Origin of the sequence: Virgibacillus halodenitrificans JCM 12304 (assembly GCF_001310895.1) — a bacterium.
GTDB classification, from domain to species: Bacteria; Bacillota; Bacilli; order Bacillales; family Amphibacillaceae; genus Virgibacillus_Q; species Virgibacillus_Q halodenitrificans.
On sequence record NZ_BAZS01000045.1, the window covers coordinates 1 to 26247 of the forward strand.

General features: G+C 33.5%; 25 protein-coding genes and 2 pseudogenes. 15 read left to right on the forward strand and 12 right to left on the reverse strand.

Going from position 1 to position 26247, the window contains the following annotated elements:
* Positions 1–296: 296 nt before the first annotated feature.
* Positions 297–1709, reverse strand: a complete 1413-nt coding sequence (locus JCM12304_RS17140) for a hypothetical protein (RefSeq protein WP_060681770.1) — start codon at positions 1707–1709, stop codon at positions 297–299.
* Between the two features lie 663 nt (positions 1710–2372).
* Here JCM12304_RS17140 and JCM12304_RS17145 point away from each other — a divergent pair.
* The 5 genes and pseudogenes from JCM12304_RS17145 to arsC all read left to right on the forward strand — a co-directional run bounded on the left by JCM12304_RS17145 (position 2373) and on the right by arsC (position 7644).
* Complete coding sequence (locus tag JCM12304_RS17145; protein WP_060681771.1) at positions 2373–2741, forward strand: ArsR/SmtB family transcription factor; 369 nt, start codon at positions 2373–2375, stop codon at positions 2739–2741.
* Positions 2734–5124, forward strand: coding sequence for a heavy metal translocating P-type ATPase (locus JCM12304_RS17150; protein WP_060681772.1), 2391 nt, complete (start codon positions 2734–2736; stop codon positions 5122–5124). Before JCM12304_RS17145 ends, JCM12304_RS17150 begins: the two co-directional genes overlap by 8 nt.
* A gap of 79 nt (positions 5125–5203) precedes the next feature.
* Positions 5204–5820 (forward strand): annotated as a pseudogene (locus tag JCM12304_RS17155) (CadD family cadmium resistance transporter).
* Between the two features lie 91 nt (positions 5821–5911).
* Positions 5912–7209 (forward strand): annotated as a pseudogene (locus tag JCM12304_RS17160) (arsenic transporter).
* Between the two features lie 6 nt (positions 7210–7215).
* Positions 7216–7644, forward strand: coding sequence for an arsenate reductase (thioredoxin) (gene arsC / locus JCM12304_RS17165; RefSeq protein ID WP_060681773.1), 429 nt, complete (start codon positions 7216–7218; stop codon positions 7642–7644).
* A gap of 445 nt (positions 7645–8089) precedes the next feature.
* Here arsC and JCM12304_RS17170 read toward each other — a convergent pair whose 3' ends face one another.
* Complete coding sequence (locus JCM12304_RS17170; RefSeq protein WP_060681774.1) at positions 8090–8329, reverse strand: hypothetical protein; 240 nt, start codon at positions 8327–8329, stop codon at positions 8090–8092.
* 131 nt (positions 8330–8460) lie between these two features.
* Here JCM12304_RS17170 and JCM12304_RS17175 point away from each other — a divergent pair, with 131 nt between their 5' ends.
* From JCM12304_RS17175 to JCM12304_RS17195, 5 genes are all read left to right on the forward strand, one after another.
* Positions 8461–9177 (forward strand): response regulator, encoded by a 717-nt coding sequence (locus tag JCM12304_RS17175; RefSeq protein WP_060681775.1) that lies wholly within the window; start codon positions 8461–8463, stop codon positions 9175–9177.
* Complete coding sequence (locus JCM12304_RS17180; RefSeq protein ID WP_060681776.1) at positions 9152–10522, forward strand: sensor histidine kinase; 1371 nt, start codon at positions 9152–9154, stop codon at positions 10520–10522. Before JCM12304_RS17175 ends, JCM12304_RS17180 begins: the two co-directional genes overlap by 26 nt.
* Before the next feature lie 282 nt (positions 10523–10804).
* On the forward strand, positions 10805–11107 hold the full coding sequence (locus JCM12304_RS17185) for a hypothetical protein (RefSeq protein ID WP_060681777.1): 303 nt from the start codon (positions 10805–10807) through the stop codon (positions 11105–11107).
* Positions 11104–11364 carry a hypothetical protein gene (locus JCM12304_RS17190; RefSeq protein ID WP_157360477.1) on the forward strand — a complete coding sequence of 87 codons (261 nt, stop codon included), beginning with the start codon at positions 11104–11106 and terminating at the stop codon, positions 11362–11364. Before JCM12304_RS17185 ends, JCM12304_RS17190 begins: the two co-directional genes overlap by 4 nt.
* Before the next feature lie 61 nt (positions 11365–11425).
* On the forward strand, positions 11426–11950 hold the full coding sequence (locus tag JCM12304_RS17195) for a spore coat protein (protein ID WP_060681779.1): 525 nt from the start codon (positions 11426–11428) through the stop codon (positions 11948–11950).
* A 69-nt stretch (positions 11951–12019) separates the two neighbouring features.
* Here the strand turns inward: JCM12304_RS17195 and JCM12304_RS17200 are convergent, their stop codons facing one another.
* The 8 genes from JCM12304_RS17200 to JCM12304_RS17235 all read right to left on the reverse strand — a co-directional run bounded on the left by JCM12304_RS17200 (position 12020) and on the right by JCM12304_RS17235 (position 20023).
* A complete protein-coding gene (locus JCM12304_RS17200; protein ID WP_060681780.1) occupies positions 12020–12349 on the reverse strand; it encodes a four-helix bundle copper-binding protein in 330 nt (109 codons plus the stop codon).
* A 335-nt stretch (positions 12350–12684) separates the two neighbouring features.
* Positions 12685–13212, reverse strand: a complete 528-nt coding sequence (locus JCM12304_RS17205; protein ID WP_060681781.1) for a CueP family metal-binding protein — start codon at positions 13210–13212, stop codon at positions 12685–12687.
* 162 nt (positions 13213–13374) lie between these two features.
* On the reverse strand, positions 13375–14079 hold the full coding sequence (locus tag JCM12304_RS17210) for a cytochrome c biogenesis CcdA family protein (protein WP_060681782.1): 705 nt from the start codon (positions 14077–14079) through the stop codon (positions 13375–13377).
* A gap of 33 nt (positions 14080–14112) precedes the next feature.
* Positions 14113–14688 (reverse strand): thiol-disulfide oxidoreductase ResA, encoded by a 576-nt coding sequence (gene resA / locus JCM12304_RS17215; protein WP_060681783.1) that lies wholly within the window; start codon positions 14686–14688, stop codon positions 14113–14115.
* 184 nt (positions 14689–14872) lie between these two features.
* On the reverse strand, positions 14873–17035 hold the full coding sequence (locus tag JCM12304_RS17220) for a copper-translocating P-type ATPase (RefSeq protein WP_060681784.1): 2163 nt from the start codon (positions 17033–17035) through the stop codon (positions 14873–14875).
* 188 nt (positions 17036–17223) lie between these two features.
* On the reverse strand, positions 17224–17904 hold the full coding sequence (locus JCM12304_RS17225; RefSeq protein ID WP_060681785.1) for a response regulator transcription factor: 681 nt from the start codon (positions 17902–17904) through the stop codon (positions 17224–17226).
* Entirely contained in the window at positions 17897–19285 is a 1389-nt protein-coding gene (locus tag JCM12304_RS17230; protein WP_060681786.1) for a sensor histidine kinase, read from the reverse strand. Before JCM12304_RS17230 ends, JCM12304_RS17225 begins: the two co-directional genes overlap by 8 nt.
* 12 nt (positions 19286–19297) lie before the next feature.
* Complete coding sequence (locus JCM12304_RS17235) at positions 19298–20023, reverse strand: cytochrome c biogenesis CcdA family protein (protein WP_060681787.1); 726 nt, start codon at positions 20021–20023, stop codon at positions 19298–19300.
* A gap of 302 nt (positions 20024–20325) precedes the next feature.
* On the opposite strand from JCM12304_RS17235, the gene JCM12304_RS17240 reads away from it, so the two are divergent.
* The 5 genes from JCM12304_RS17240 to JCM12304_RS17260 all read left to right on the forward strand — a co-directional run bounded on the left by JCM12304_RS17240 (position 20326) and on the right by JCM12304_RS17260 (position 25035).
* The gene (locus JCM12304_RS17240; protein WP_060681788.1) at positions 20326–20934 is read left to right on the forward strand and encodes an NAD(P)/FAD-dependent oxidoreductase; all 609 of its coding nucleotides are present in this window, start codon (positions 20326–20328) and stop codon (positions 20932–20934) included.
* 165 nt (positions 20935–21099) lie between these two features.
* On the forward strand, positions 21100–21405 hold the full coding sequence (locus JCM12304_RS17245) for a metal-sensing transcriptional repressor (RefSeq protein WP_060681789.1): 306 nt from the start codon (positions 21100–21102) through the stop codon (positions 21403–21405).
* 13 nt (positions 21406–21418) lie between these two features.
* Positions 21419–23803, forward strand: coding sequence for a heavy metal translocating P-type ATPase (locus tag JCM12304_RS17250; protein ID WP_060681790.1), 2385 nt, complete (start codon positions 21419–21421; stop codon positions 23801–23803).
* 29 nt (positions 23804–23832) lie between these two features.
* A complete protein-coding gene (gene copZ / locus JCM12304_RS17255; protein ID WP_060681791.1) occupies positions 23833–24042 on the forward strand; it encodes a copper chaperone CopZ in 210 nt (69 codons plus the stop codon).
* 351 nt (positions 24043–24393) lie between these two features.
* Positions 24394–25035, forward strand: a complete 642-nt coding sequence (locus JCM12304_RS17260; protein WP_060681792.1) for a YdhK family protein — start codon at positions 24394–24396, stop codon at positions 25033–25035.
* A 289-nt stretch (positions 25036–25324) separates the two neighbouring features.
* Here the strand turns inward: JCM12304_RS17260 and JCM12304_RS17265 are convergent, their stop codons facing one another.
* Positions 25325–25519, reverse strand: coding sequence for a DUF7695 domain-containing protein (locus JCM12304_RS17265; RefSeq protein WP_060681793.1), 195 nt, complete (start codon positions 25517–25519; stop codon positions 25325–25327).
* Between the two features lie 204 nt (positions 25520–25723).
* The coding region (locus JCM12304_RS19670) for a hypothetical protein (RefSeq protein ID WP_218185798.1) at positions 25724–26247 on the reverse strand (524 nt) is incomplete at its 5' end.

Here is a 26247-nt window from a genome sequence, read left to right on the forward strand (position 1 = left end):
TTATCTTAAAATATAAATATTAAACAGATACTATAAAAATTTGCTGGTGTAATTGGACTTTATTCTTTAAAAAAAAGCTTTATTGAGAAAGAATACAATACAGAAACAAGAGAATCGTCCTATACATTTTTATAAAAAGGTATTGTTTGAAAAATGGTCATGCCAAATAACCCTTCTCCACTAGGATAGAAAGGCAGAATTTATATTTTATATTTTTAAAAAAATTATTATTAGGTAGTTCCCGCATTTTGGATCTTAAAAAAACAGTAATAATAATTTTTTAAAAAGATCCGATATTACTCGGTAATTGCTACGTAAGGATTGTAAAGTAATTTTTCTCTTCTTTCTCTTTTATAGTTACTGTCCCGTTTGATTTTAGAGATAGTACGTTCTTTTTGATTTAATTGCCTTTGGATAGCAAGATAAAATACTTTATTCCTATCATTACCATGAGCTTCGGCCTCATCTTTATAGATTTTTTCTACTTTTTCTTTAAATTCATACCAAGACTTATCTACCTGTGTAAATTGGCTATATATGAAGCTATATGCTGCTTCTAATTCACGGTCTAATATGATAAGGTTGTCGTTATATGATTCTTCCATAATGTAAGATATAAATGGTTTACTATCTTTAATAGCATGTTTTAAATTTAAGGATTGATATGGCAATGTTTTTACTTTAGTAAAATAATCATTTTTCACCTCTTCGAATAAGGTTTTAAGTCTTTGTTCAATTCTAGGAATAACATAAAAGTTTTTAATTGTATTACCAAAATTACCATTTTCCATCAGATTTTGAAAAGAATGGCTTCTATTTTTGAAAAAATCTTTTAAGCCTTCACGATATAATTGTATTCCTACATCACCGAATTCCTTATATATTTTTGCCTTTACCATATGGACCTTCTCTAAAGCTTTTACATCAAAGCTGTCTAAACTACATCCAAAATCTTTTGCGATAGATTTTAAATCCTGCAACGTTGCCAATCTTGTCATATCATAAATGTCACAAATTTGATCTTTTGTAACTAAATCTTTTGCTATACGAATATGAATGATATGATGTTTTTCTTCTTTATGACTCATTCGTTTCTTTCTTTTACCAGTTTTTTCAGCAAATGTATTTAATCTTTCTCTAAGATTTTTAGTATTTTTATTTAGTACTTCTCTGTTCGCTCCAAGTCGCACTTCAAAAAAACCTTTGTTAATTAAATCTAAAAGGTTGGATATCATATCTTCAAAACTAATAAAAAAGTCTAACTTTACATGCTTTGCATTTGTCCGGTTTTGATAAAGGTGTTCAATAGCTAAAGAATGTTCGTGGCCCGGTAGTTTTGCTGTTAGAATATAAAATAGGAATTGTAATTGGCGCTTGTATGATTTTTTAAATTCATCAGATTGAAAGAATTTATACAAGTTTATATAGTAGAAATTATGGTTCTCAGCTGTTGAAATAGTATTGAATTTACTATATAAGTAACCATCTTTACCCCGATAGATCCACTCAACTTTCTCCAGTCTTCCTAATGCTTCCTTTATTAGTCGCGGAGTCATAATATTAGCTGCTTCAATTTGTTCTAATGTTACATTAATTCGTTTGTCTAAATCTGTATTTGCCGCTAAAAATGGGATTAGACGAAGAGAAACAGATGAAAGACTCTTTAATATTTTTTGTTGTTTTAGCATTTCTCTACTTAACATTGTCATTACTTAACCCTCCAAAACTTGTGCAAAAAGAAAAGAACCCCAAATCTAAGTACGCCTTTGAACTAACAAAGACCTAACATAGATTTGGGGTTCTCCCTTTTTTATTATGAAATTTTGATTTAATCTTATAAAGTTTAGTATAGTTATTATATAGTAAACAATATAGAAATAGCAAGATGGATACTAAAAATAAAATTAATACTTTACATTATAACTACATTTACCATCTAAAGCAAATATATAAAAACAGTATCAACACTAATATAATGAGAAATCCCATCCTTATTTTAATTGATCTGCTAAAATCAAAATAAGGACGGGATTCTATAAAGAAATACAACCTAAACATCTTTATCACGCTAGTATAGAATGTTGGGTTATTCTAATCTTAGTATAACCAACTTTTTGTTATTTAAGTCATATTTGAGAAACTTAGCTTTATTGAGCAAAGAATAATATTCGCTCTTTCTTGAACTATTATTTGGACTATCGAAATTTTTATGGGTATACGCTCTTATTGAGGCTAATAAATGAAAGTTCAAGAAGATGTTATCAGAATTGGGAAATCTCAGTTCTTTTTTAAAATCATTCAAGTAATTGCTTGAATATGTAATGGAAAAAAGTTATGATATATTCAAATGAATATTTGAATGAGGTGATGATTTGAATAAAAAGGATACTTGTGAAGTTTTTTGTTATGACGAGGAAAAGGTTAATAGAATACAGGGTGATTTACAAACAGTAGATATTTCTGGTATTTCTCAAATGTTAAAAGCAATTGCCGATGAAAATAGAGCAAAAATCACCTATGCTCTGTGTCAAGATGATGAGCTATGTGTTTGTGATATAGCAAATATCTTAGGAGTTACGGTTGCTAATGCTTCTCATCATTTACGAACACTTTATAAGCAAAGGATTGTCAAATATCGGAAGGAAGGAAAGCTCTCCTTTTATTCGTTAAACGATAAACATATCAAACAAATTATGATGATTGCATTAACACACAAGAAAGAGGTGGAGGTAAATGTCTGAACAAGCAGAACAATCAGAATCAGAAATGACTTCCTACCGAGTACAAGGCTTTTCATGTGCAAATTGTGCAGGAAAATTTGAAAGAAATGTTAAGAAACTACCCAATGTTCAAGACGCAAGAGTTAATTTCGGCGCATCTAAAATATCCGTGTATGGTGATGCAACTGTTGAAGAATTAGAGAAAGCAGGAGCTTTTGAAAATCTTAAAGTAATGCCTGAAAAACCAAAACGGCAAGCACCAATTGTTGTTCATCAGGATAAAAATGTGTACCGGGTTGAAGGATTTTCGTGTGCTAATTGTGCGGGTAAATTCGAAAAGAATGTAAAAAAATTATCAGGGGTTCAGGATGCAAAAGTAAATTTTGGTGCGTCTAAAATCGAGGTATATGGCGATACAAACATTGAAGAATTAGAAAAAGCCGGTGCTTTTGAAAATCTTAAAGTGACTCAAGATAAACCATTAAGGGAAGAGAAACAAGAGGTTAAAGAAGAAAAAGAGCCATTTTATAAAAAACACAGCACGTTACTATATGCTACTTTATTAATCGTTTTTGGTTATATTTCTCAGTTTGTTAATGGAGAGGAAAATATTATTACTTCCCTATTGTTTGCAGCAGCGATAGTAATTGGCGGATATTCACTCTTTAAAGTCGGGTTTCAAAACTTGCTACATTTTGAATTTGACATGAAAACCCTTATGACAGTGGCAATTATTGGAGCAGCTATTATTGGGGAATGGGCAGAAGGTGCAATTGTTGTTATTCTTTTTGCAATTAGTGAAGCTCTAGAAAGATTCTCTATGGATCGAGCAAGACAATCGATTCGATCTCTAATGGATATTGCTCCTAAAAAGGCGCTTGTTAGAAGAAATGGGCAAGAAATGATGATTCATGTTGATGATATTGCTGTTGGCGATATTATGATTGTGAAACCCGGTCAAAAGCTTGCTATGGATGGTGTAGTAGTAAATGGTTACTCTGCTGTTAATCAAGCGGCTATTACAGGCGAGTCAGTCCCTGTCGAGAAAACGATGGATGATGAAGTTTTTGCAGGAACATTAAATGAAGAGGGAATACTTGAGGTTAAAGTAACAAAGCTGGTTGAAGATACAACAATCTCCAAAATCATTCACCTTGTTGAAGAGGCTCAAGGGGAACGTGCGCCATCTCAAGCGTTTGTAGATAAATTCGCAAAATATTATACACCTATTATTATGATTATCGCAGGACTGGTTGCTGTTGTGCCACCATTATTATTTGGTGGGAGCTGGGGAACATGGGTTTACCAAGGGCTAGCTGTTCTTGTCGTTGGTTGCCCTTGTGCATTAGTTATTTCAACCCCAATTTCTATTGTCTCAGCAATTGGAAATGCAGCTAAAAAAGGTGTGCTTATCAAAGGCGGAATTTATCTAGAAGAAATGGGCGCCTTAAAAGCGATTGCCTTTGATAAAACGGGTACATTAACAAAAGGGATTCCAGTTGTAACAGATTTTAACGTATTGAATAATCAGGTAAATGCAGAAGAAATGTTATCTATCATTACTGCATTAGAATATCGTTCCGGGCATCCATTAGCTTCAGCCGTTATGAAAAAAGCAGAAGAGGAGAACATTACCTACACTCATATAATCGTGGATGATTTCTCTTCTATCACAGGAAAAGGAATTAAGGGGACTATCAGCGGCACGACTTATTACATTGGAAATCCGAAATTATTTGAGAATCTATCAGTCGATTTTAATAACGAGCAAGATCAACTTATTAAGACCCTTCAAAATCAAGGGAAAACTGCAATGGTTGTTGGAACTGAAAAAGAAATCCTTGCTGTCATTGCAGTAGCTGATGAAGTACGTGAATCCAGCAAGGAAATTATTCATAAGTTACATCAACTTGGAATCAAAAAAACCATCATGCTTACAGGTGACAACAAAGGTACAGCCAATGCAATTGGAGGTCATGTTGGGGTAACGGATATCCAAGCAGAACTATTGCCACAAGACAAATTAGAATTTATTAAACAATTGAGATCTAAATATGGCAACGTAGCGATGGTTGGAGATGGTGTCAATGATGCCCCTGCGTTAGCTGCCTCTACTGTTGGAATCGCAATGGGTGGAGCTGGTACAGATACTGCCCTTGAAACAGCAGATGTAGCTTTAATGGGAGACGATTTAAGAAAACTTCCATTTTCTGTGAAACTAAGCCGAAAAGCACTGACTATAATTAAGCAAAATATCACATTCGCATTAGCTATTAAATTCATTGCCTTATTATTGGTTATCCCCGGTTGGCTAACACTTTGGATTGCCATCCTTTCAGATATGGGAGCAACTCTTTTAGTCGCTTTAAATGGTTTAAGGTTAATGCGGGTAAAAGAAAATTAATATATAAATATGTGTGTGTAAAATTAAGGGCTTTTCTTGCCATTGAAAAGCCCTATCCAGAAGTATTGGAGATGAAATAATGATTGCAACGGCACTTACAGCAGCTGCAGTTTATGTAGCAACAGGGATTGACTATCTTATTATTTTAATCCTTTTGTTTTCGCAAATAAAAAAAGGGCAAGCAAAACATATATGGATTGGACAATACATAGGTACAGCAATTATTATAGCTGCAAGTCTATTGGTTGCCCTCGGTATTACATGGTTAATTCCTGAGCAATGGGTTTTAGGTCTCCTTGGGCTTATTCCCCTTTATTTGGGTATTAAGATTTGGATCAAGGGTGAGGAAGATGAAGATGATAGCAATATATTATCTTTATTTTCCTCCAATCGGTTTAATCAATTATATTTAACAGTTATATTTATTGTGCTGTCTTCCAGTGCAGATGACTTTTCTATTTATATACCTTATTTCACAGCATTAAACGCGGTTGAAATTCTTATTGCTAGTATTGTCTTTTTCATTATGGTTGGGGTTTTATGTTATGTCAGCTATCGCTTAGCTTCCTTGGATTTTGTATCAGAAAAAGTTGAGAAATATGAACGTTGGATTGTTCCAATTGTTTTATAGGGCTAGGGATTTATATTATGTTTGAAAATGGCACATTAAATGCATTATTCTCATTCCAATTTTAACAAACCGGGTGCGTTGATCCAAGAAGGATTCACGCACCCTTGTTGTTGAAGTTATTATGCTACAGGGTAGTGCAATAGTGGCGTAATACGATTGAATCAAGATTTCACTTTAGCACTTATTATTTTTATTGCTACATTAATTTTCGTTATTTGGCAGCCTAAAGGATTAAATATCGGTTGGTCTGCCTGTGCTGGAGCAATCATTGCTCTTTTAGTAGGAGTTGTTGGATTTAGTGATGTCTTAGAAGTAATAGACATTACTTGGAACGCAACATTATCGTTTGTTGCAATCATCCTTATTTCATTAATATTAGATCAAATTGGTTTGTTTGAGTGGGCCGCTCTACATATGGCGAGGATTGCAAAAGGAAATGGAATTAAAATGTTTGTCTATGTGAGTATTTTAGGTGCGATTGTTGCTGCATTATTCGCCAATGATGGTGCTGCATTAATATTAACACCAATTGTACTTGCAATGGTTCGTCATTTGAAATTCAAGGAAAAAATGGTCTTTCCGTTTATTATTGCTAGTGGTTTTATTGCTGATACAACATCATTACCCTTTATCTAAGTAACTTGGTAAATATTGTTTCTGCTGATTTTTTTGGAATTGGATTCCTCGAATATGCTGTGAGGATGGTTATTCCAAACATTTTTTCACTAATTGCAACGATTACCGTCTTACTCATTTATTTCAGAAAAAGTATCCCTAAAACATACGATTTGTCTAAACTAAGAAAACCAGTAGAAGCGATCAAGGACCAAAAATTGTTCCGTTTGTCTTGGTTTGTTTTAACGGTATTATTAATTGGTTACTTTACTAGTGAATTCATTCATATTCCTGTTTCCATTGTGGCAGGTATTGTTGCGATACTTTTTATTCTGATGGCTAGAAGAAGCGAAGTAGTTGATACAAAATCAGCAATTAAAGGAGCGCCTTGGAATATTGTTTTTTTCTCAATAGGAATGTATGTCGTTGTTTATGGATTAGGGAATGCAGGACTTACTTCTGTCTTGGCAGGTGTTATTCAAGAAGTGGCTGAAGAAGGATTGTTAATTGCTACCGTTTCTATGGGCTTTATAGCAGCTATTCTATCTGCAATTATGAATAATATGCCAACTGTTATGATTGATGCTTTGGCAATTGCAGAAACAAATACATCAGGTGTAATACGAGAGGCACTTGTTTATGCGAATATTATAGGATCTGATTTAGGACCAAAAATCACTCCAATTGGGTCACTCGCCACATTGGTATGGCTTCACGTTTTATCCCAAAAAGGGGTGAAAATATCCTGGGGAACATATTTTAAAACTGGGGTTGTTTTAACGATACCCATCCTATTGATAACATTAATTGGACTTTATATTTCATTACTATTTTTCTAAAGGAGAATGAGCTATGACAAAAAAATAATCTACTTTCTATGTACTGGGAATTCGTGCCGAAGCCAAATGGCAGAGGGTTGGGCAAAAAAATACTTAAACCATGAGGAATGGGAAGTTAAAAGTGGTGGAATTGAAGCACACGGACTGAACCCGAATGCAGTTAAAGCAATGAAAGAAGCAGGAATTGACATATCAAATCAAACATCGGATATTATCGATTCTGAAATACTAAACAACGCAGCTTTAACTGTTACCCTTTGTGGTGATGCAAAAGATAAATGTCCTGTTACACCACCTAAAGTCAAAAGGGAACACTGGGGATTTGATGATCCTGCAAGAGCAGAAGGAACGGAAGAAGAAAAATGGGCAGTTTTCCAGCGTGTTCGTGATGAAATTGGCAATCGAATCAAACACTTTGCTGAGACAGGGGAATAAAAAAACACCAAGAAATCCTCTTGGTGTTTTCTCTTGTAATATATAAGTCTTTACTAATAAATATTGTGAATAATTCATTTAAACTAACGGAAGTTTGATGAAATAAGTGTTAGGATTACCTTCAATAGACAATCAATTAGACATTGGTCGTATATTGAAGGTTCTTTGATTTGCAAAATACAATCATTTCATGCATGAGTTAAAGTTTTATGTTAAACGGGTTAAACAGTAACATCGATTATCATGATTAAAAAGGAATGATCACAATTACAGTCGCTCCTTTATAAAGAGATTACGATTAAATTAATCCTTATGATAATTTTTTAATGCTAATTTGGTGGCATAATACACAACGATACCGATAGATGCAAGGTTAAGTATCCATCCAAGTAACCCATAACCCATCATATTCATCATCCCCATTATACGGGATCACCTCTTTAATCTATAAATTATACATCATATCACGGAATTCAGTATCGTTTTGCATCATACCATTGTCGCCATGACAGTTATTAAACATTTCTTCCTGCTGTTCTGATGATAAATTAGGATGCATTTCTTCAATATGCGGTTGCATTTCCTCAAAGTTGAAGATGCCATTTCCATTTGATTCGGCCGCAACAAAAGTTGCACTTCCTAATAGAACCGCTCCAGTTAATAACCCTACTACTAATTTTTTCATATAAAACATCTCCTTTCTTAACTACATCATACCTTTCATATATGGAGAATTTGTGGTGAACTTATGTGGAAGTTGTGAAGATTATCATTTTCATTTTAATTGATGATACTATATGAAAGAGGTGGTTTAACATGACTAAAATTCTTATTGTTGACGATGAAGATATGATTCTTGAAGTGTTAGAAGCTTATTTTGAAAAAGAGGGATGGGAAACCATTCTTGCCTCTAATGGAATAGAAGCATTAAAAAAAATAAAAGAAAATAATCCGGATATTATTATTTTAGATCTTATGCTACCAGATATATCAGGTGAAGAGATATGTAGATTAACGAGAAATGAAAGTGATGTTCCTATCATTATGTTAACAGCAAAATCGACAGAAGACGATTTAATTAACGGAATCGTTATTGGGGCGGATGACTATGTTACAAAGCCTTTTAGTCCAAGAGAAGTCGTAATAAGGGCTAAGGCTATTTTACGTAGGTTAAAAAGAATAAATAGTGGAAACCATTTATCGTTCAATGAAGGAAAGCTAACAATAGATCTTTTAAAGAAGGAAATTACATTGAATAATCAGATCATCCCACTAACTCCTATTGAGTATAAGCTTTTAATAGCTATGGCAAGCTACCCCGGGCGAGTTTACAGTCGTTTGGATTTACTGGAAAAGATTCAGGATGATGGAACTTATTTTGAAGGATATGAACGAAGTGTTGATACGCATATAAAAAACCTTCGGAAAAAGATTGAAACAGATTCTCGTCACCCAGAATATATTTTAACTGTTTTTGGGATGGGATATAGGTTTGGAGGAACATCTGATGCGTCGATTGACACTTCGTTCTAAAATCCTGTTTTACCTATTAGTTGTGTCACTTTGTGGTATTTTTCTTACTAGTTTCTCTATATTATGGGGGTTTGAAGATCAATTCAACGAATATTTACAAAATAATAGAGAGCAAAGCAGTAAACTTATAGAAAATGAAGCAATTAATTCTTATAAAGAAACAGGGGAACTTATTGATAACCAACTAACAAATTTAATGCATCAACAAGCTATGACGGATAATTTATTTTATAGAATTTCTGATGAAGACGGACAAATAATAGCTGATACAACGATGATGCTTGGAATGATGGATAGCATGGGGATGCATTCGGAAACCGATATGAAAACGGAATACCAGACACATTCTTATGATTTAACATTTGATGAAAGACATATAGGCAATATGGAAGTTTATTACCCAGAGGAAATGATAGGGGAAGACATTGCTTTTTTAAATACAATTAAATCGAATATTTATCTTGCTATTATTGTTACAGTTGTTTTAGCGTTCGTGTTTAGCCTATTGTTTTCTAAGCGCCTAACAACTGGGTTTCGAAAATTATCAAAAGCTATTCAAGAATTACAAGACCATAAATGGCGAACGCGTGTACCAGTTAAGGAATTGTCAAATGAAATGAAGCCACTTGGTGAATCGTTTAACCGACTTGCTGAATCATTATCAAAAGAAGAGGTGCTTCGTAAACAGTTTACTGCTGATTTTGCTCACGAAATACGAACCCCACTTGCGACACTAAGAAGTCAAATGGAAGCTTTTCAGGATGGGATATTTGAGCCAACGCCAAAAAGGTTGCAGCAAAGTCATGATGAATTGATGCGTTTAGTGCGCCTTGTCGGTGAATTAGAAGAGTTACTTGCCGCTGAAAATCCACAAATAAAGTTGAACAAAACTAATATAGAAGCAGGTGAAATATTACGTTTAATGGAAGGACAATTTTTGTCAGTATTTCAGGATAAAGGTGTTATATTAAACATTCAAAAACCTAAAAGAGAATATTGGTTTAAAGCGGATCGTGATCGTGTTGCACAGATTTTGACGAATATAATAAATAACGCTCTTCAATATACCCCAAAAGGAAAAAAGGTATCGATAAAGCTAGAGGGTTCTACTGATTATATAGGTTTCCTTGTGAAAGATGAAGGGATTGGAATTGCTGAGGAAGACATTCCTTATCTTTATGAAAGGTTTTATCGTGGGGATAAATCCAGAGATAGGAAATCAGGTGGAATAGGTATTGGATTGTCCATTGTGAAGGCATTAGTAGATGCACATCAAGGGAAAATTCAGATAGATAGTAGATTAAATATTGGAACGAAGGTTTCTATTCTTTTTCCAAAGCATTGAAGGAATGTATGTTTAATGTGATTTATTTGAAGTATTTACCAAACTATAAGACCCTAGTAACGCTCTAAGTTGAAAACTTGGAGCGTTTTTCGCTAAGTAAATATTATTATCTTAACTAAGCATAAGGAATATCTAAACTCATTAATAATGAAATTACAGTTTTATGCAGTTAACTCTTTTATGTTTATTTTTAAATACATAAACCTCCTATGGGTATATCATAATGCATGTTAACAGTGAATACAATAAAAGTGTGGACAAACTAAGATTGGGGTTGAAATAATGTCAATTTCATTATTTTTTATACTTTTGTTGTGTGCCACCCAAGTTATAACAACCATTATATATGTAGCGTATTACCGAAATTGGGTAACTAAAATGAATGGAATGTTGATTTCCATGTCATTAGGGATGTCGGCAGGAATTCTAATGGGAACTATTTTAGGAGTCATCTATCATGGTGATTTATTTAAATCAACCATTTACGCTATATTGATTGGATTGGTTGTTGGTTTTTTAGCAGGATTACCTATAGGTCTTCCTGCTGTCATTGATGGCATACTTTCTGGACTAATGGGGGGATGATGGGAGCCATGCTTGGAGATATGGTAGCAATGACTAGGCCGAATGCAATCATTAATATTATAGCTGTGATGATAACAATGATTTTGTTACTTGTTTTATATACAGCAGAAGAATCCATACGTAAACAAGCCAACCAACAAATTCTTTCCTTTTTTAAATATCCATTCTTAATGATTTTTACCATTGCAATATTGTTTTTGGTATTGAATTACATTGGTCCACTCGATTTTCCCTTTTTAGATAAAAGTGGGCATTAATAACAGATTTTCATTAAACAGCATATATTAAAGGGAATTTATTTAATGAAAGGTGAGTTATATGTCAACTTTACCATCCGTAGACCTTGGCTTAATGGCAGAACATTTGTCTACACACGAGGGAATGATTAATAAATTAAAAGTCTATCATATTAACACTACAAATTCAGATTTGAAAAGTATTATTGCTCTCCAGATAAATGTAATGATGTCGCATGTTAGGGTAATGTTATCTTTAATTAATCCTGATAATAATGAGTATGTTGAAGTTCCGGATTTAGATATGTATGATGTAAGCAACCGAAGAGTAGAAGGTACAGGGGTTAATAAATACAACGATAAATGGATTGCATTAGAAGCACGTGCTGGAGCCAAATTGATGTCAAATGAAAATTATACTTCTGCTTTATTAATGAAAGATAGAAATGTTAGAAATGCGCATGTGGAAATGGCTTTGCAACAGTTAGAAATTCAAAAAAGATATTCTGATTTTATCAACCGTATGGGTTGGTCATTTGTCCCCAAAGCAGACACTGAGGAACAAATAAAAACCTATCAACATTTTCAACACTTGTTAAATAATTAAATATAGAAAAAGTCTTAATCATAACTTTAAACTAATAAAAACGGTGACGCAAGTTCACCGTTTTTATATTTAAGATGCCATTGTTCGGCAAATGTCTGCACATTTAAAACAGGACTCTGCACACTTTTGGCAGTGATGAGCATGGTTATGTTGTTCACACGTTTTTCCACATGCTTCACAAACTTCAGCACAAAGCTTACAAATCTGCTTAGCAAAAGGGCTATCCGATTGCATTGCTTTTGCTGCTAATGCGCAAATGTCTGCACATTCTCTATTATAGCGGATACAGTCAGCCATCATTTTTACATTCTCTTCTTTTAAACAAGCATCATAACACCCATTACAAGCTTCCATACATTCTAAACAAGCTTTAATACACTCTTCATAAGACACGGCCATCTGAAAATTCCCCTTTGCTTCAAGATTAAATACAAATTTTACTATTCCCTTGACATTGTATTTTATCCAACAAGGCTGCTTCAATATTAGTGTGAATTTTTATTTTCCATATTATTATCAGGTATTAATCTAATTCAGTTCGTTTACAGTCAGTGGTAACGAGGATAAAAGGGAGCCAAAAAATTTCTAAATAGTAAAATTAAGCAAAAAAGAATCGAGTGCTTTATCTTTGATAACACTCGATTCTAATGGGAATATTATAAAACTATATAATTTTTTTCTATTACCCTTTATTTTGTATTTTTTAATTTAAAAGATATCACGGGGAAATACGACTAGATTAATTGCATTGTTGTTATACAAGTATTATCACCTTCAAAAGTGGAAATCTCAGATTGAGTTGTCTTTCCATCGTATTGAATCGTCACGTTGTATGTTTTGTCACGTGGTAACCAAAAATCAATAAATCCATTCTTTAATGATGTCATGGTTTCATCCACAACTACATTACCTTCTTCATCTTCAATATAAACATCAAATTCTTTTTCCACTAATTCCCCTTGGCAGCCAGTTAAACTATGATTGGTACAAGGGTGTGTTGTCTCAACAAATGGTGCGATGGAAACAAAAAATTCATCTTCGGGAAGATCGTAGGTGGTTTCTTTATCACCGCTATCAGTGACAATAAGCTCTTCTGAAGTAATAGAAGCAGACACATCATCGGAATCCCCGACACTGTAATCTTGGACCATTTTCTTGATGTCTTGTGGTTCTTTTTCATTTGATGTACTTTCGCTTTCACTACAAGCAGCAACTATTAAAATAAGTAATAATCCAAAAACTGCCAATAATCCTTTTTTCATATATTGTTCGACTCCTCTTTCATCCAATTTGTTAAATGTTAATATATACTACCATGTAAAACGAGTGATATTCTACTTGTAACAAAATCTACAAGACAAATTATAATGCTTAAATATGCATTATTCGTGCAGATGTAATAGATAAATTATGGAAAATATATTTTAAAATCCATAAAAACCAAACCATCCAGCTAAGAAGGAAGTTAATTTCGTCAACCAATCAAAGAATAGTGCTACTCCCATGAAAATCATAATGTATCCACCAATTTTAATTAACTTTAGGCTATGTTTTTTAATCCATTTAATTTTACCAATAAACAATGCTAATAATAGAAAGGGAATCGAAAAACCTAAAACATAACTAATCATCATAATCATACCAACATCAGGATTTGTTGCAGCTAATGATAACACAATAGCTAGTATTGGACCGGTACAAGGAGTCCATCCCAAGGAGAATGCCATTCCAATGATGAAAGAACCAACATAACCACCGGGACGATTTTTGAATGTGATTTTTTTGTTTTTCATTAGAAATTTAAAATTAAAAATTCCGACAATCACTAGTCCAAAGAAAATGATTAAAATAGCACCAATTTGTCTAATCGCATCTTGGTAGGTTAATAAGAATTCCGATATATAAGAGGTGGTAAAACCAATCATAATAAAAATGCTTGAGAACCCTAGTAAAAATAGAACGGTATGTAAAAGAGCCTTTTTATTCATTTTTTTATTTTCTTCATTTATCTCACTTACGCTCATTCCGGTAATATAAGATAAAAATGCCGGATATAATGGTAATACACACGGTGAGATAAAAGAAAGGAAACCAGCACCAAAAGCTAGAAATATATTTATTTCATTCAAAGATTTTATCCCCCTTTTTAAAAAAATTGCGGTCTATTGTTTTGGTAATATTTCTTTAAAGTAACTCTCCAAACTTTCTAATGATAAGGCCCCATTTACAATTCTCTGAATTTTTCCATCCGGATTAATGAATATGGAACTTGGAATTGGTCCTATTTTGTATAAATCCCTGACTTCTCCTGTTTTATCATGGGGAATTGGAAAAGTTAGATCATATTTATCAATAAATCGATCTACAACCAATTCCGTATTATCTAAACTAACTGCAATTATTTCAATTCCTTTTTCTTTATATACGGGATAAAGTTCTTGCATGTAAGGCATTTCTTCCTCACATGGTTTACACCAAGTACCCCAAAAGTTTAGCATAATTCCTTTTCCTTTAAAATCACTTAGTCGTATAGATTCTAATTCATTATTTTTATTAATTTGTTTTAATTCAAAGTCAGGTGCTTCATCTCCGACTTGATAAATGGTTTTATCCGCTTGTATATTGGACACTAATGCAAATATAATAGCTCCAACCATTACAATTAATATAGAAGTTCTAAAAATTAATCGATTTTTCCTTTTATTTTTCTTCTTCTTTTTCGTTTCCTCCAAACTCATAAGTATGTATCACTCCTTATAGAAATATAGTATAACGGTGGTATTATAAAGACACTCTCTGTTAGATTACGTTACAAGTTTGCAGAAATTAAGCAGATTCTTTGTACTATTTATGAACAGAAATTTACCTACAGAAAAATAAAAGGCTAAGCAATACCATACATGCTTAGCCAATTTATTTCTATTAATCGATTTTTAATAATTGAGCGTTTATTGCACAAATAATGGTACTAAGTGACATAACTGCAGCTCCAACGGCAGGGGTTATGACAAACCCAACATTGTACAATACACCTGCAGCTAAAGGAATAGCAATGATGTTATACCCAGCAGCCCATCCTAAATTTTGAACCATTTTCCTGCGACTTGCCTTAGACAATTTAATGATATTTAAAATGTCTACTGGATTACTGTTAACTAGTATAACATCAGCTGTTTCAATCGCAACGTCTGTACCCGCACCAATAGCAATTCCCAAATCAGCTTCTGCTAAAGCGGGGGCATCATTAATTCCATCTCCAATCATCGCCACTTTTTTTCCGTTTTGTTTTAAATATTTCACATTATTTGATTTCTCATGGGGAAGTACTTCAGCGATGACTTTGGAAATACCCAGTTTTTCTCCTACATAATTTGCTACACGTGTGTTGTCACCAGTCATCATAACCGTCTCTATACCACGGTCATTTAATTCTTTAATAACTTTATAAGAAGATTCACGGATGATATCAGCTAGGGCTATCATTCCTTGTAAGACATTATCTTTAAGGACAAATATGACTGTTTTCCCCTGTAAAGCCAGTTGGTCATAAGTTTTTTCATCAAAAGAAATTTTATTTGCTTTCATAGCACCGGGACTAATAACAGCAATTTCTGCATCACCGATTTTAGCTACTAACCCTTTCCCAGTTAAATTCTGATAATCCTTAACATCAAAGGGTTTCAAATTACGATTATTTCCTTCTTTCACAATTCCTTTAGCAATTGGATGGTCTGATTGTGTTTCAACAGAATATGCTAATTTCAATAATTCTTCTTCACTAATACCCTCGCTTGGATGGATATCTGTAACACCAAAATTACCTTCCGTAAGTGTCCCTGTTTTGTCAAACACCACTCGGTCCACTTTAAATGCACTTTCAAATGCTACTCTATTCCGAATTAACAAGCCATTTTTAGCTGCAATGGAAGTAGATCTAGATGTTACTAGTGGTGTTGCCAAACCAAGGGCATGTGGACAAGCAATAATTAAAACGGTAACCATTCGTTCCAAAGCAAAGTCTAAATCCCCGTTAGTCCACCAAACTGCAAAGGTTATAATCCCTACTACAAGAGCAACATAGAATAACCATTTAGCAGCAATATCCGCAAAGCCTTGGGCCTTTGATTTCGATTTTTCTGCATCGCTTACCAATTTAATAACTTGGGATAGGTAGGTGTCATTTCCTGTTTTACTTACCTTAATTTTTAATACACCATCACCATTGACGGAACCACCTATCGCTTCCATTCCGGGCGCTTTTTCAACAGGGACAGATTCTCCAGTAAGCATCGACTCATCGACGGTAGATTCTCCTTCGTAAATTTCACCATCAATTGGAATCTTTTCACCCGATTTAACTAAAATTTGGTCACCCGGTTGTAAATCTTCGACTGTTACCTCAACAATATTTCCGGATTTGTCCAGTTTATGGGCCTCTTTTGGCATTAACTTGATTAGCTCTTCCAATGCCTTTGAAGCACCCATAAGGGATTTCATTTCTATCCAATGTCCTAACAACATAATTACAATAAGAGTAGCTAGTTCAAAGAAGAAATCACTGCCTTTTATAAAGAATGCTGTCAGTGTGCTATATACATAAGCGGCGATGATAGCTAAAGAAATTAACATCATCATTGCAGGAGATTTCTCCTTTAACTCATCCCATGCACCAAGTAAAAATGGTTTTCCACCATAGAAAAAGACAATTGTGGAAAGCAAGAAAAGTAAGAGGGTATCACCTGTGAAATTTACCTCATATCCAAACAGCATTTGAATCATTGGGGATAAGTATAAAATAGGAATTGATAAAACCAGGGATATCCAAAAACGTTTCTTAAAATCTTCTACCATATGTTCGTGATGTCCGCCGTGTCCACCATGATGCCCACTATGTCCATGACTGTGATCGTGATTTTTTTGTTCTCCATGTCCATGTTTGTGATAACCATGCATATCTTCATGTTCATGATTATGATGTTGATGGCTAAGATGTTTTTGTTCCTCATGTTGTTTATGATTATGATGGTCATGTTCTCTATGCTTATTGTGATTGTGTGGATTCCCTTCATTTCCTTTGTTCTTCATTATTACTCCTCCTTTGGTACGGATATTTAGATGAATTTCCTATTATTTTCTGTATTTTTCATCTCTCTATCCATACTATACCATACTATACCCCTGTATAGTATTAATAAGGCTTTGATTTTTGTAAAAGTTTTGTGTCAAAACAAAAGGTCTTTTTTTACATTTGTATTAAAGACCTTTTTTTATACCTATAATGAAGGCTTGTTTATCCATTTGTATCCAATACCCCAAACAGTTATTAAATAATCATCGATTGGAAATCCAGATTGCCGAATTTTATCTCGCATGTTCCGTACATGGGAATCAACTGTTCTTCCTTCTGTGTGTGAATCGTATCCCCAAATTAATTCAATTAATTGTTCTCTAGTAAACACTTGGTTTGGTTTTCTTATAAAATAACCTAGCATGGTAAATTCCTTTGGTGTTAACTTTAATGTATTATTTTTATATGATAACTCAAACTCATCTTCATTCCATAAGAGACCATTTACTTCAATCTTCTTCGCAGGTTTCATTCTACGTAATACCGCTTCTATTCTTGCTAATAGCTCATCTTCGTCAAAGGGTTTCGTTACATAATCATCTGCACCTAATTTTAACCCTTTTACAATATCCTCTTTCTGTTCACGAGCAGTTACCATGATGATAGGGATGTCCGAATCCTTTCTAATTTCTTGGCATAACTCCCAGCCGTTCATTTCAGGCATCATAATATCTATAAGTACTATGTCAAAAGTTTCTTCTTTTAAAAACGATAATGCTTCTTTAGCACTAATAGCTTTTTTACATATATAACTATGTGGTCTCAAATATAACGCTAATAAATCTAGCATTCGTTTTTCATCATCTACTAATAGAGCTTTAACCATTATATTCACCTCTTGTTAAATGAACAATAACTCTTGTACCCTTTCCAAGTTCACTTTCGATTTCAATCGTACCTCCGTGAGATTCTATAATTTCTTTTGCAATAGCTAATCCTAATCCCGTTCCACCGCTTTCTCTGGAACGCGACTTTTCTACACGGTATAACCGTTCAAATAGATAAGGTAACTCCTCTTTTGGAATTCCTTCTCCTTCATCTGAAATAGTTATAGTAATTTCTCTATCATACTGGGTTACCTCTAATGATATAGACTTTCCTTCGGGTGTATGTTTTCTGGCATTATCCAGTATATTTAATAAAACCTGTTGGATCCTATCGGGATCAATATTACCTATGATATCTACTGGGCATGAAGCAAAAAGTGTAATATTTTTTTCTTCCAGTACTGGAGAAATTCGTTCTTCAATCGTTTGGATTAGTTGTCTAAAATTAACATTTTTTCGATTAATTACAAACCTATTTTCATCCATTCTTGCAAGGTCAAATAGATTTTTAACTAGAACCGTCAAATGCTCTGTTTCTTCCCGTATAATATCCAGATATTCTTTTCTTTCTTCATCTGTTATGTCTTGCTTATTTATAATATCCGCATATCCTTTTATATAGGTTAATGGCGTTCTAAGTTCGTGAGAGATACTTGCCAAAAATTCATTTCTGTCATTTTTTAATCGTTCTAGATCACTAGATAGCCTCATGATAGAACCAGCTAATTCTCCTAGTTCATCTTTTCGTTCCTTATGTAATTCCACTTTATTTTTTCCCTTGCTTAGTTGTTCTGTGGCTTCTTTCATTTTCATTAATGGTAACGTAATAAAACGAGAAAGAATAAAGACGGTAAAAATTGTTAGAACAATGGTGATTAATCCAACTATGACAAATTGATCACTCAAATGATTAACCATATTTTTTACAATATTGGTATTAGCAAACATAAAGACATGCCCTTGATGTTCTTCATCAATAGTGATGGGGCTATCAACCGCTATATATTGTTTTTCTGACCAACGCTGTTCTACTACTTTTCCTACACTGGGTATATCCTTATAATCCGTATGAACAATTACTTCAAACATTTCCTTTTCAACAGGATCGGAATTAATGATGATGTTACCATTGGCATCGGTAATAATAACAGCAAATTCCGATTCTGACTCCATGATAGCAACATGCTCCAACGTTGATGAATCAAAGTTATTTTCCAAGACAGCACTATGTGTATTGGCACGAGCTAATAAACTATCCATCACTTCATCAATACGTTCATTTGCTATATTTGTATATAGAATAAAATAAACAAAAACCTCGATAATTAACATGAACACAAAGAATAATAGTCCAATTTTTAAGGATAATTTATTAAACATAATTGACCTCTTTTACCAGTAAGTTAAAGTATCCAAAATACCTATAATAAGAATGATAACTCCTGCAAGTTTCTGCACTAGTGACCCTATTTTTCTGCTTCTCTTTAATATAATGCCACTTGCCCCAAAATACCAAATAAGAAAAATAATTAATAAAAGTGGAAGTGAGGTTCCAATTCCAAATACAGAAGGTAATACAAATCCATATGATGTTTCTAATACAACTGGCATTAAGGTTAGTATAAATAATACAAACATAGTAGGGCAAAATGCTAACGTAAAACTCGCACCCATTAAAAAGCTTCCTAGATAACTATCTTTAAATTTAGTGGGTATTTTAAACGTTTTTCCTGTTTTTCTCCAGCTAAATAACCCTATCATAAATAAACCAACCAGTATAAGTAAAGGCCCAATTGCTTTTCTTAGAATCGGAAACATTTGTGTTAGAGTACTGTGTATTTCCTTCCCAAGTAACCAGACTACTAAACCGATTATTGAAAAAACAACTACCTTACCTAAAACAAATAGAAATACGTGTAACCAAGGGACTTTTTCGACTAATGATCTGTTACCGTAAATAGTCATTGCACTGATATTGCCTGTTAGCTGACAAGGAGCAACGGCGCCAATTAATCCAAGAAAAAATGCAAATAACAGTGGAATGTGTTCATATCCATATGCAATTTGCTGAAGTGGTCCATTTAGCATAATGCCTATTTCATTAAAAAGTTCGAACATATCAACTCACTCACTTTGAATTTAATAGTTTTATCCATTAACTAACATATAAAAAATATGTCCATTTTTTGTGCAGATTTCAGCAAAAATTAATCTAGGGTAATAACAACAATGAGGATAAAGGATCTCTTAATATTGTTTAGGATAAAATTTTGTCCACTTTTTATTACTTTACATACATTAGGGGGGTATAGTATTATATAGTGAAAGGATGATGTTTGCATCAAAATTCTGTTTAATTTGTATATAGATATATTTTATCCATTGTTACCAGAAACATTGAAAATAGGGGAGATAAGAATATGGAGAATAAAATAAAAATCGCTGTGAATGGGGGAATAGGGTTCGGTTCCAAACTCAATTCCAAACAACTTATGACAATTTCAAAATACATGAGTGAGGAAGATGAACTGGAGTTAACTACCTTTCAACAACTCTATATAGAGATTCCAGAGGATAATAAAGACGAAGTAATTAAAGAATTCGAAAGTGTCGGTTTAAAATGTTATCCAGTTGGAAATTACGTAAAGAGCTTGAGAACCTGTAATTTTTGCAAAGGGGAAGAAAGGGAAGGGATGCCAGTGGCAAAAGAAATAAATCGCCGTATAGCAGGAAAACCTGTACCATTTACCCTAAAAGTTGCTTATACAGGTTGTATCATTGGTTGTGGTGAACCAATGTTAAGTGACATAGGTGTAATGAAGTATAAAGATCATTATAATTTATATGTTGGTGGTAAAGCGAAAGGAAAAGATGCTGAGGTAGGTTCTTTACTGAAAGAAAATTTAACACCAGAAGAATTATACGATACAGTGGAAAAAATAATTGCTGTATATGCTGAAATGGGGAAAAAACGGGAGACATTCCATAAATTTTTAAAACGGATAGGTAAAGAACAATTAAAAAGCTAATAATAGACCTTGGATAACAATTTACCATTAGTGGCTATGTAAGAAAATAACTAACATCAAAAAGTGTAAAATATTAAAAGATGTTTTCAAAAGTTAAGTTTCCCCATTGACAAATATACTGTACGGGGGTATAGTAATTGTATAAAAGAAAAGGAAGTGATTCATTTGGAAGAGAGATTCTTACATGATCACCCAAGTAAACCAAGAACGAAAGATGAAATACAGAAAACGATTAATCGTTTGAAACGAATTGAGGGTCAAGTTCGTGGGATACAGAAAATGGTTGAAGATGATCGATATTGTGTAGATATTTTAGTACAAATTAGTGCCATTCAATCAGCACTAAAAAATGTAGGATTTTCTATCACAGAAAGACACATTAACCATTGTGTTAGTGATGCTATTAAACAAGGTGAAGGAAAGGAAACTATTGAGGAATTAATGACTGTCATGAAGCAATTTTCCAAGTAAGGAGGGAATTATTATGAGTGAAACAAATCATACAACACTTGGTGTAACAGGGATGACCTGTGCAGCTTGTTCTAATCGTGTTGAAAAGGTTTTGAATAAAATGGATGGGGTTAAGGCTCAGGTTAATTTAACAACTGAAAAGGCAACGATAGATTATGACCCGGAGAAAACATCTGTTGATGATATAACGAAAAAAATAGAGAATGTTGGGTATGGTGTTCTAACGGAGAAAGCGGACCTAGATGTCTTTGGGATGACTTGTGCGGCTTGCTCTACCCGTATTGAAAAAGTATTGAACAAACAAGATGGAGTAAAACTTGCAACTGTTAACCTAACGACAGAAAGTGCATCGATTGAATATAATCCGGGGTTAATTGATGTAAAATCATTGATTGATAAAATCAAAAATACTGGCTATGATGCTAAACCCAAGGCAGAGGCTAAAGAGAAGCAATCTTATAAAGAAAAACAACTAAAAGATATGAAGACCAAATTAATCGTTTCAGCTATCCTTACTTCACCTTTATTAGTTACGATGCTTGTACATTTATTAGGCATGGGTATACCAGATATCTTCATGAATCCTTGGTTCCAGTTTGCTTTAGCAACACCAGTTCAATTTATTATCGGCTGGCAGTTTTATGTTGGGGCTTATAAGAACTTAAAAAATGGTGGAGCAAACATGGATGTACTTGTTGCTTTAGGTACAAGTGCTGCTTATTTTTATAGTTTATATGAAGCATTCATGACAATTGGAAATCCAGAATATATGCCGCATTTATATTTTGAAACAAGTGCTGTAATAATCACATTAATTTTATTCGGTAAATATTTAGAAGCTAGAGCCAAAAGTCAAACAACAAATGCTTTATCTAAACTACTCAATTTGCAAGCAAAAGAAGCTCGTATAATTCGAGATGGTAAAGAAATAATGATTCCTGCCAGCGATGTAGTTGTTGGTGATCATTTAATTGTAAAACCGGGGGAGAAAATACCTGTAGATGGTATTGTTATCAAGGGAAGAACTTCTGTTGATGAATCTATGCTTACAGGTGAATCAATTCCGATTGAAAAAGATTTAGGAGAACAATTAATTGGTTCTACTATTAATAAAAATGGTTCCATTGAAATGGAAGCAACAAAAGTAGGAAAAGATACAGCATTAGCATCTATTGTTAAGGTTGTTGAAGAAGCTCAAGGATCAAAGGCTCCAATACAACGATTAGCTGACGTTATTTCAGGTTATTTCGTTCCGATAGTCGTCGGTATTGCTATCTTAACCTTTATTATATGGATTACTTTAGTACAACCCGGACAAATGGAATCTGCTTTAGTTGCGTCGATTGCTGTACTTGTTATCGCTTGTCCATGTGCTTTAGGACTCGCAACCCCAACGTCCATTATGGTTGGAACAGGAAAGGCTGCAGAAAGTGGGATTTTATTCAAAGGTGGAGAACACCTAGAGGGTACACATAAATTAGAAGCAATTGTACTTGATAAGACAGGTACAATTACAAAAGGGAAACCGGAAGTAACTGACTTTTCAGGTGATGAGGAAGCATTACAATTATTAGCTAGTGCGGAAAAAGGGTCCGAACATCCACTTGCAGAAGCAATTGTTGCATACGCTACAGAGAATAATATCGACTTTTTGGATGTAGAACATTTCGAGGCAGTACCGGGTCATGGTATTGAAGCAACAATTTCTGGAAAAAACATTCTTGTTGGTAATAGAAAGCTAATGAAAGATCATCAAGTGGATATAGCAGGTTATGAAGAAAAATTGGTGCAATATGAAATAGATGGTAAAACAGCAATGTTAATTGCCATTGATGGTGAGTACCGGGGAACAGTTGCTGTTGCAGATACTATAAAAGAAACGGCTCCAGAAGCTATTAAGCAATTGCAAGATTTAGGAATAGAAGTGTTTATGCTAACAGGTGATAATGAACGAACAGCCAAAGCAATAGCAAAACAAGTTGGAATTGATCAGGTAATCGCTGAAGTATTACCTGAAGAAAAAGCAGCTAAAGTAAAAGAAATCCAAGAACAAGGTAAGAAAGTTGCAATGGTTGGAGATGGTGTGAATGATGCACCTGCACTTGTTATAGCGGATATTGGTATTGCCATTGGAACTGGTACAGAAGTGGCTATTGAAGCTGCTGACGTAACGATTCTTGGCGGTGAGCTATTGCTTATACCGAAGGCAATTAAAATCAGTCATGCAACCATTCGAAATATCCGTCAAAATCTTTTCTGGGCTTTCGGCTACAATACGGCTGGAATACCAGTTGCGGCTATTGGATTACTTGCGCCTTGGATTGCTGGTGCAGCAATGGCATTAAGTTCTGTAAGTGTAGTTACTAACTCACTCCGTCTAAAACGAGTGAAGTTATAAAAACATCCTTTAGAGGAGGTGAAAACAGTATGGAAAAGAAATCAATAGATGTACAAGGTATGACTTGTGGTCATTGCAAAATGTCAGTTGAAGGTGCATTGAAAAAATTAGATGGTGTATCCTCTGCTGAAGTTAATTTAGAAGCTGGCAAAGTAGATGTTACTTTTGATGAATCGAAAGTAAATGTTGATGCCATGAAAGAAGCTATTGAAGAACAAGGCTACGATGTGGGAGCTTAATAAACATAGTAAAAAGCTGATTTTCTATTTGGAAATCAGCTTTTTTTATGCAACATAAATAAAATGATATAGTACTTAACACACGATAATTGCTTTTCAGTGTAAAATTAAGTTATATAGATAACTAAATTTTCAAAGTGTAGGTTGTATTCTAAATGAAAATATCGATATTAAGGTAAAATGTAGTATTTAAAGAGCATTTTGATAATGATTGTTACCAACATTAAGGTAAAATGTGAATGGTTCATCTTAGATTCAAAATGATTCTTAGTATCTAAAAATCTGCATATATTCTGCAAGTCTCTTGGTTAAAATAAAGCAATAGCAATTCAATTAGGAGGGAATGTTTAAATGATAAGTAAAAAATTTGTAATTGGGATATTAACTTTATTTACAGTGCTTTTCTTAGCTGCATGTACAGGTGCGAATGAAGAAGAAAACACAGAAACTGAATCAAGCACTGAAGAAAATATGGACACGGAATCCAATAATGATGAAATGGATATGGAGGAATCTGATACCAACGAAGATATGGAAGGCATGGAGCATTCTGGTATGAACCATTCTAGCTCTGGCGAAGTTCCCGAAGGCCTACAAGAAGAGGAAAACCCAACTTATGAGGTGGGCAGCCAAGCAATAATTGAATCCGACCATATGCTGGGGATGAATGGTGCTGAGGCAACGGTTATTGGCGCATATGATACAACGGTATATACTGTTTCCTACACGCCAACGACTGGTGGAGAACCAGTAGAAAATCATAAATGGGTTATTCATGAAGAAGTTAAAGAAGCAGGAGATGAACCTTTTGAACCGGGAACTGAAGTTACTCTTAATGCAGATCACATGAAGGGCATGGACGGTGCAACTGCAGTAATCGATTCAGCGGAAGAAACAACCGTATATATGGTTGATTTTGTTGCTACCGATTCTGGAGAAGAGGTGAAAAACCACAAATGGGTAACGGAAAGTGAATTGTCACCAGTAGAGTAATTATTAAATTAGGGACCTATCCACAAACTGGGTAGGTTCTTTTTGTAGTAGTTGAACTATAAGAGGGATTTATTATTATTGACATATTTTAGAAATGATTCAGTTGTATTAGGTTTCGTGATCTATACTTTTATGCTAAATTATTGTTTTATCGTTCGTTACATTCTTTTGTGTACCCCCATTAATACGGCAACGTCATCTTTCGAAATTCACCAACCGATTACCTATATTAGAACAGCAATAAATACTTGCTAGTGGATCAGTTTAAGTTCTTCAAATATATACGAAATCATTCATATTCTACTAATTCATCATAAAATTTTTCAGGTGGATTACTAGGAAAAATTCTTTTGGCATACTCCAGTCCACCGTCAATCGCCACCGTTTTGCATGAACATTGTTGAAAATCATATATCTGTTTTGATTCAATAATATCTCCGCAACATTTACAACGAATTCTATTTCTTTTTAACCTTTTATTCATGCTACTGTCTCCTTCTATATAAACCCACAGAATTCTATATGATTATAATCTATGTAGTTATAAAATGACAATGATTTCATTGCGCTATGCTTTAGAACAGCAAAGAAGTCATTAAGAGTATGTAATTAATTATTTTTATCAAAAAAAAGGCTGTCCTAAGAGTCATTACGTTCTGTCTGGACAGCCAAAAAAATTTAATATAATTTAGAGAGGTAAATTATCATCGAATTCTTCCTCAAGTGGAAGATGTAGTTCGATATCATCTTTATTTTCTTTATGAATTTCATTCCCATTGATTTTAAACATCCAACTAAATTCATTTATATTTCTTTCCTCATTTCTTAAATCATCTAATAGTAGTACCAATATATTTTTGACCTTTCTTACGTTTCGGTCATTACTATTCTTGTTTAATAGTTTAAATATACCATTGAAATACTTGATTACCTTATTAATTATTTCTCTAAATTCCTCTATGCTATTTGCAAAATATATTAGGAATGGTAAGTCAAATATAAGGTCATTCTCAATTAATTCATTTTCTTTGTTACTTCTTATATTTGCCAATCTTAACCAATGTTTTTTAAATAGAATGATTCTATTAAAAATATGCTCATAATTTTGCACTGATTTAATAAAGTTAATTTCTACTATATCTCTTTTATAATTAACTAATCCATCGTGAATTATATTTAAACAATCCTTATATTTAATATTAAAATGTGGAA

Bases quoted from the DNA above. Each gene is read 5' to 3' on its own strand.
- JCM12304_RS17225 (WP_060681785.1), bottom strand. From the start codon at position 17,904: ATGGTTAAAGCTCTATTAGTAGATGATGAAAAACGAATGCTAGATTTA.
- JCM12304_RS17230 (WP_060681786.1), bottom strand. From the start codon at position 19,285: ATGTTTAATAAATTATCCTTAAAAATTGGACTATTATTCTTTGTGTTC.
- JCM12304_RS17140 (WP_060681770.1), bottom strand. From the start codon at position 1,709: ATGACAATGTTAAGTAGAGAAATGCTAAAACAACAAAAAATATTAAAG.
- JCM12304_RS17195 (WP_060681779.1), top strand. From the start codon at position 11,426: ATGTCAACTTTACCATCCGTAGACCTTGGCTTAATGGCAGAACATTTG.
- JCM12304_RS17265 (WP_060681793.1), bottom strand. From the start codon at position 25,519: ATGAATAAAAGGTTAAAAAGAAATAGAATTCGTTGTAAATGTTGCGGA.
- JCM12304_RS17170 (WP_060681774.1), bottom strand. From the start codon at position 8,329: ATGAAAAAATTAGTAGTAGGGTTATTAACTGGAGCGGTTCTATTAGGA.
- JCM12304_RS17205 (WP_060681781.1), bottom strand. From the start codon at position 13,212: ATGAAAAAAGGATTATTGGCAGTTTTTGGATTATTACTTATTTTAATA.
- JCM12304_RS17185 (WP_060681777.1), top strand. From the start codon at position 10,805: ATGTCAATTTCATTATTTTTTATACTTTTGTTGTGTGCCACCCAAGTT.
- JCM12304_RS17250 (WP_060681790.1), top strand. From the start codon at position 21,419: ATGAGTGAAACAAATCATACAACACTTGGTGTAACAGGGATGACCTGT.
- JCM12304_RS17190 (WP_157360477.1), top strand. From the start codon at position 11,104: ATGATGGGAGCCATGCTTGGAGATATGGTAGCAATGACTAGGCCGAAT.
- JCM12304_RS17235 (WP_060681787.1), bottom strand. From the start codon at position 20,023: ATGTTCGAACTTTTTAATGAAATAGGCATTATGCTAAATGGACCACTT.
- resA (WP_060681783.1), bottom strand. From the start codon at position 14,688: ATGAGTTTGGAGGAAACGAAAAAGAAGAAGAAAAATAAAAGGAAAAAT.
- JCM12304_RS17260 (WP_060681792.1), top strand. From the start codon at position 24,394: ATGATAAGTAAAAAATTTGTAATTGGGATATTAACTTTATTTACAGTG.
- JCM12304_RS17220 (WP_060681784.1), bottom strand. From the start codon at position 17,035: ATGAAGAACAAAGGAAATGAAGGGAATCCACACAATCACAATAAGCAT.
- JCM12304_RS17150 (WP_060681772.1), top strand. From the start codon at position 2,734: ATGTCTGAACAAGCAGAACAATCAGAATCAGAAATGACTTCCTACCGA.
- JCM12304_RS17200 (WP_060681780.1), bottom strand. From the start codon at position 12,349: ATGGCCGTGTCTTATGAAGAGTGTATTAAAGCTTGTTTAGAATGTATG.
- JCM12304_RS17175 (WP_060681775.1), top strand. From the start codon at position 8,461: ATGACTAAAATTCTTATTGTTGACGATGAAGATATGATTCTTGAAGTG.
- arsC (WP_060681773.1), top strand. From the start codon at position 7,216: ATGAGCTATGACAAAAAAATAATCTACTTTCTATGTACTGGGAATTCG.
- JCM12304_RS17180 (WP_060681776.1), top strand. From the start codon at position 9,152: ATGCGTCGATTGACACTTCGTTCTAAAATCCTGTTTTACCTATTAGTT.
- JCM12304_RS17240 (WP_060681788.1), top strand. From the start codon at position 20,326: ATGGAGAATAAAATAAAAATCGCTGTGAATGGGGGAATAGGGTTCGGT.
- copZ (WP_060681791.1), top strand. From the start codon at position 23,833: ATGGAAAAGAAATCAATAGATGTACAAGGTATGACTTGTGGTCATTGC.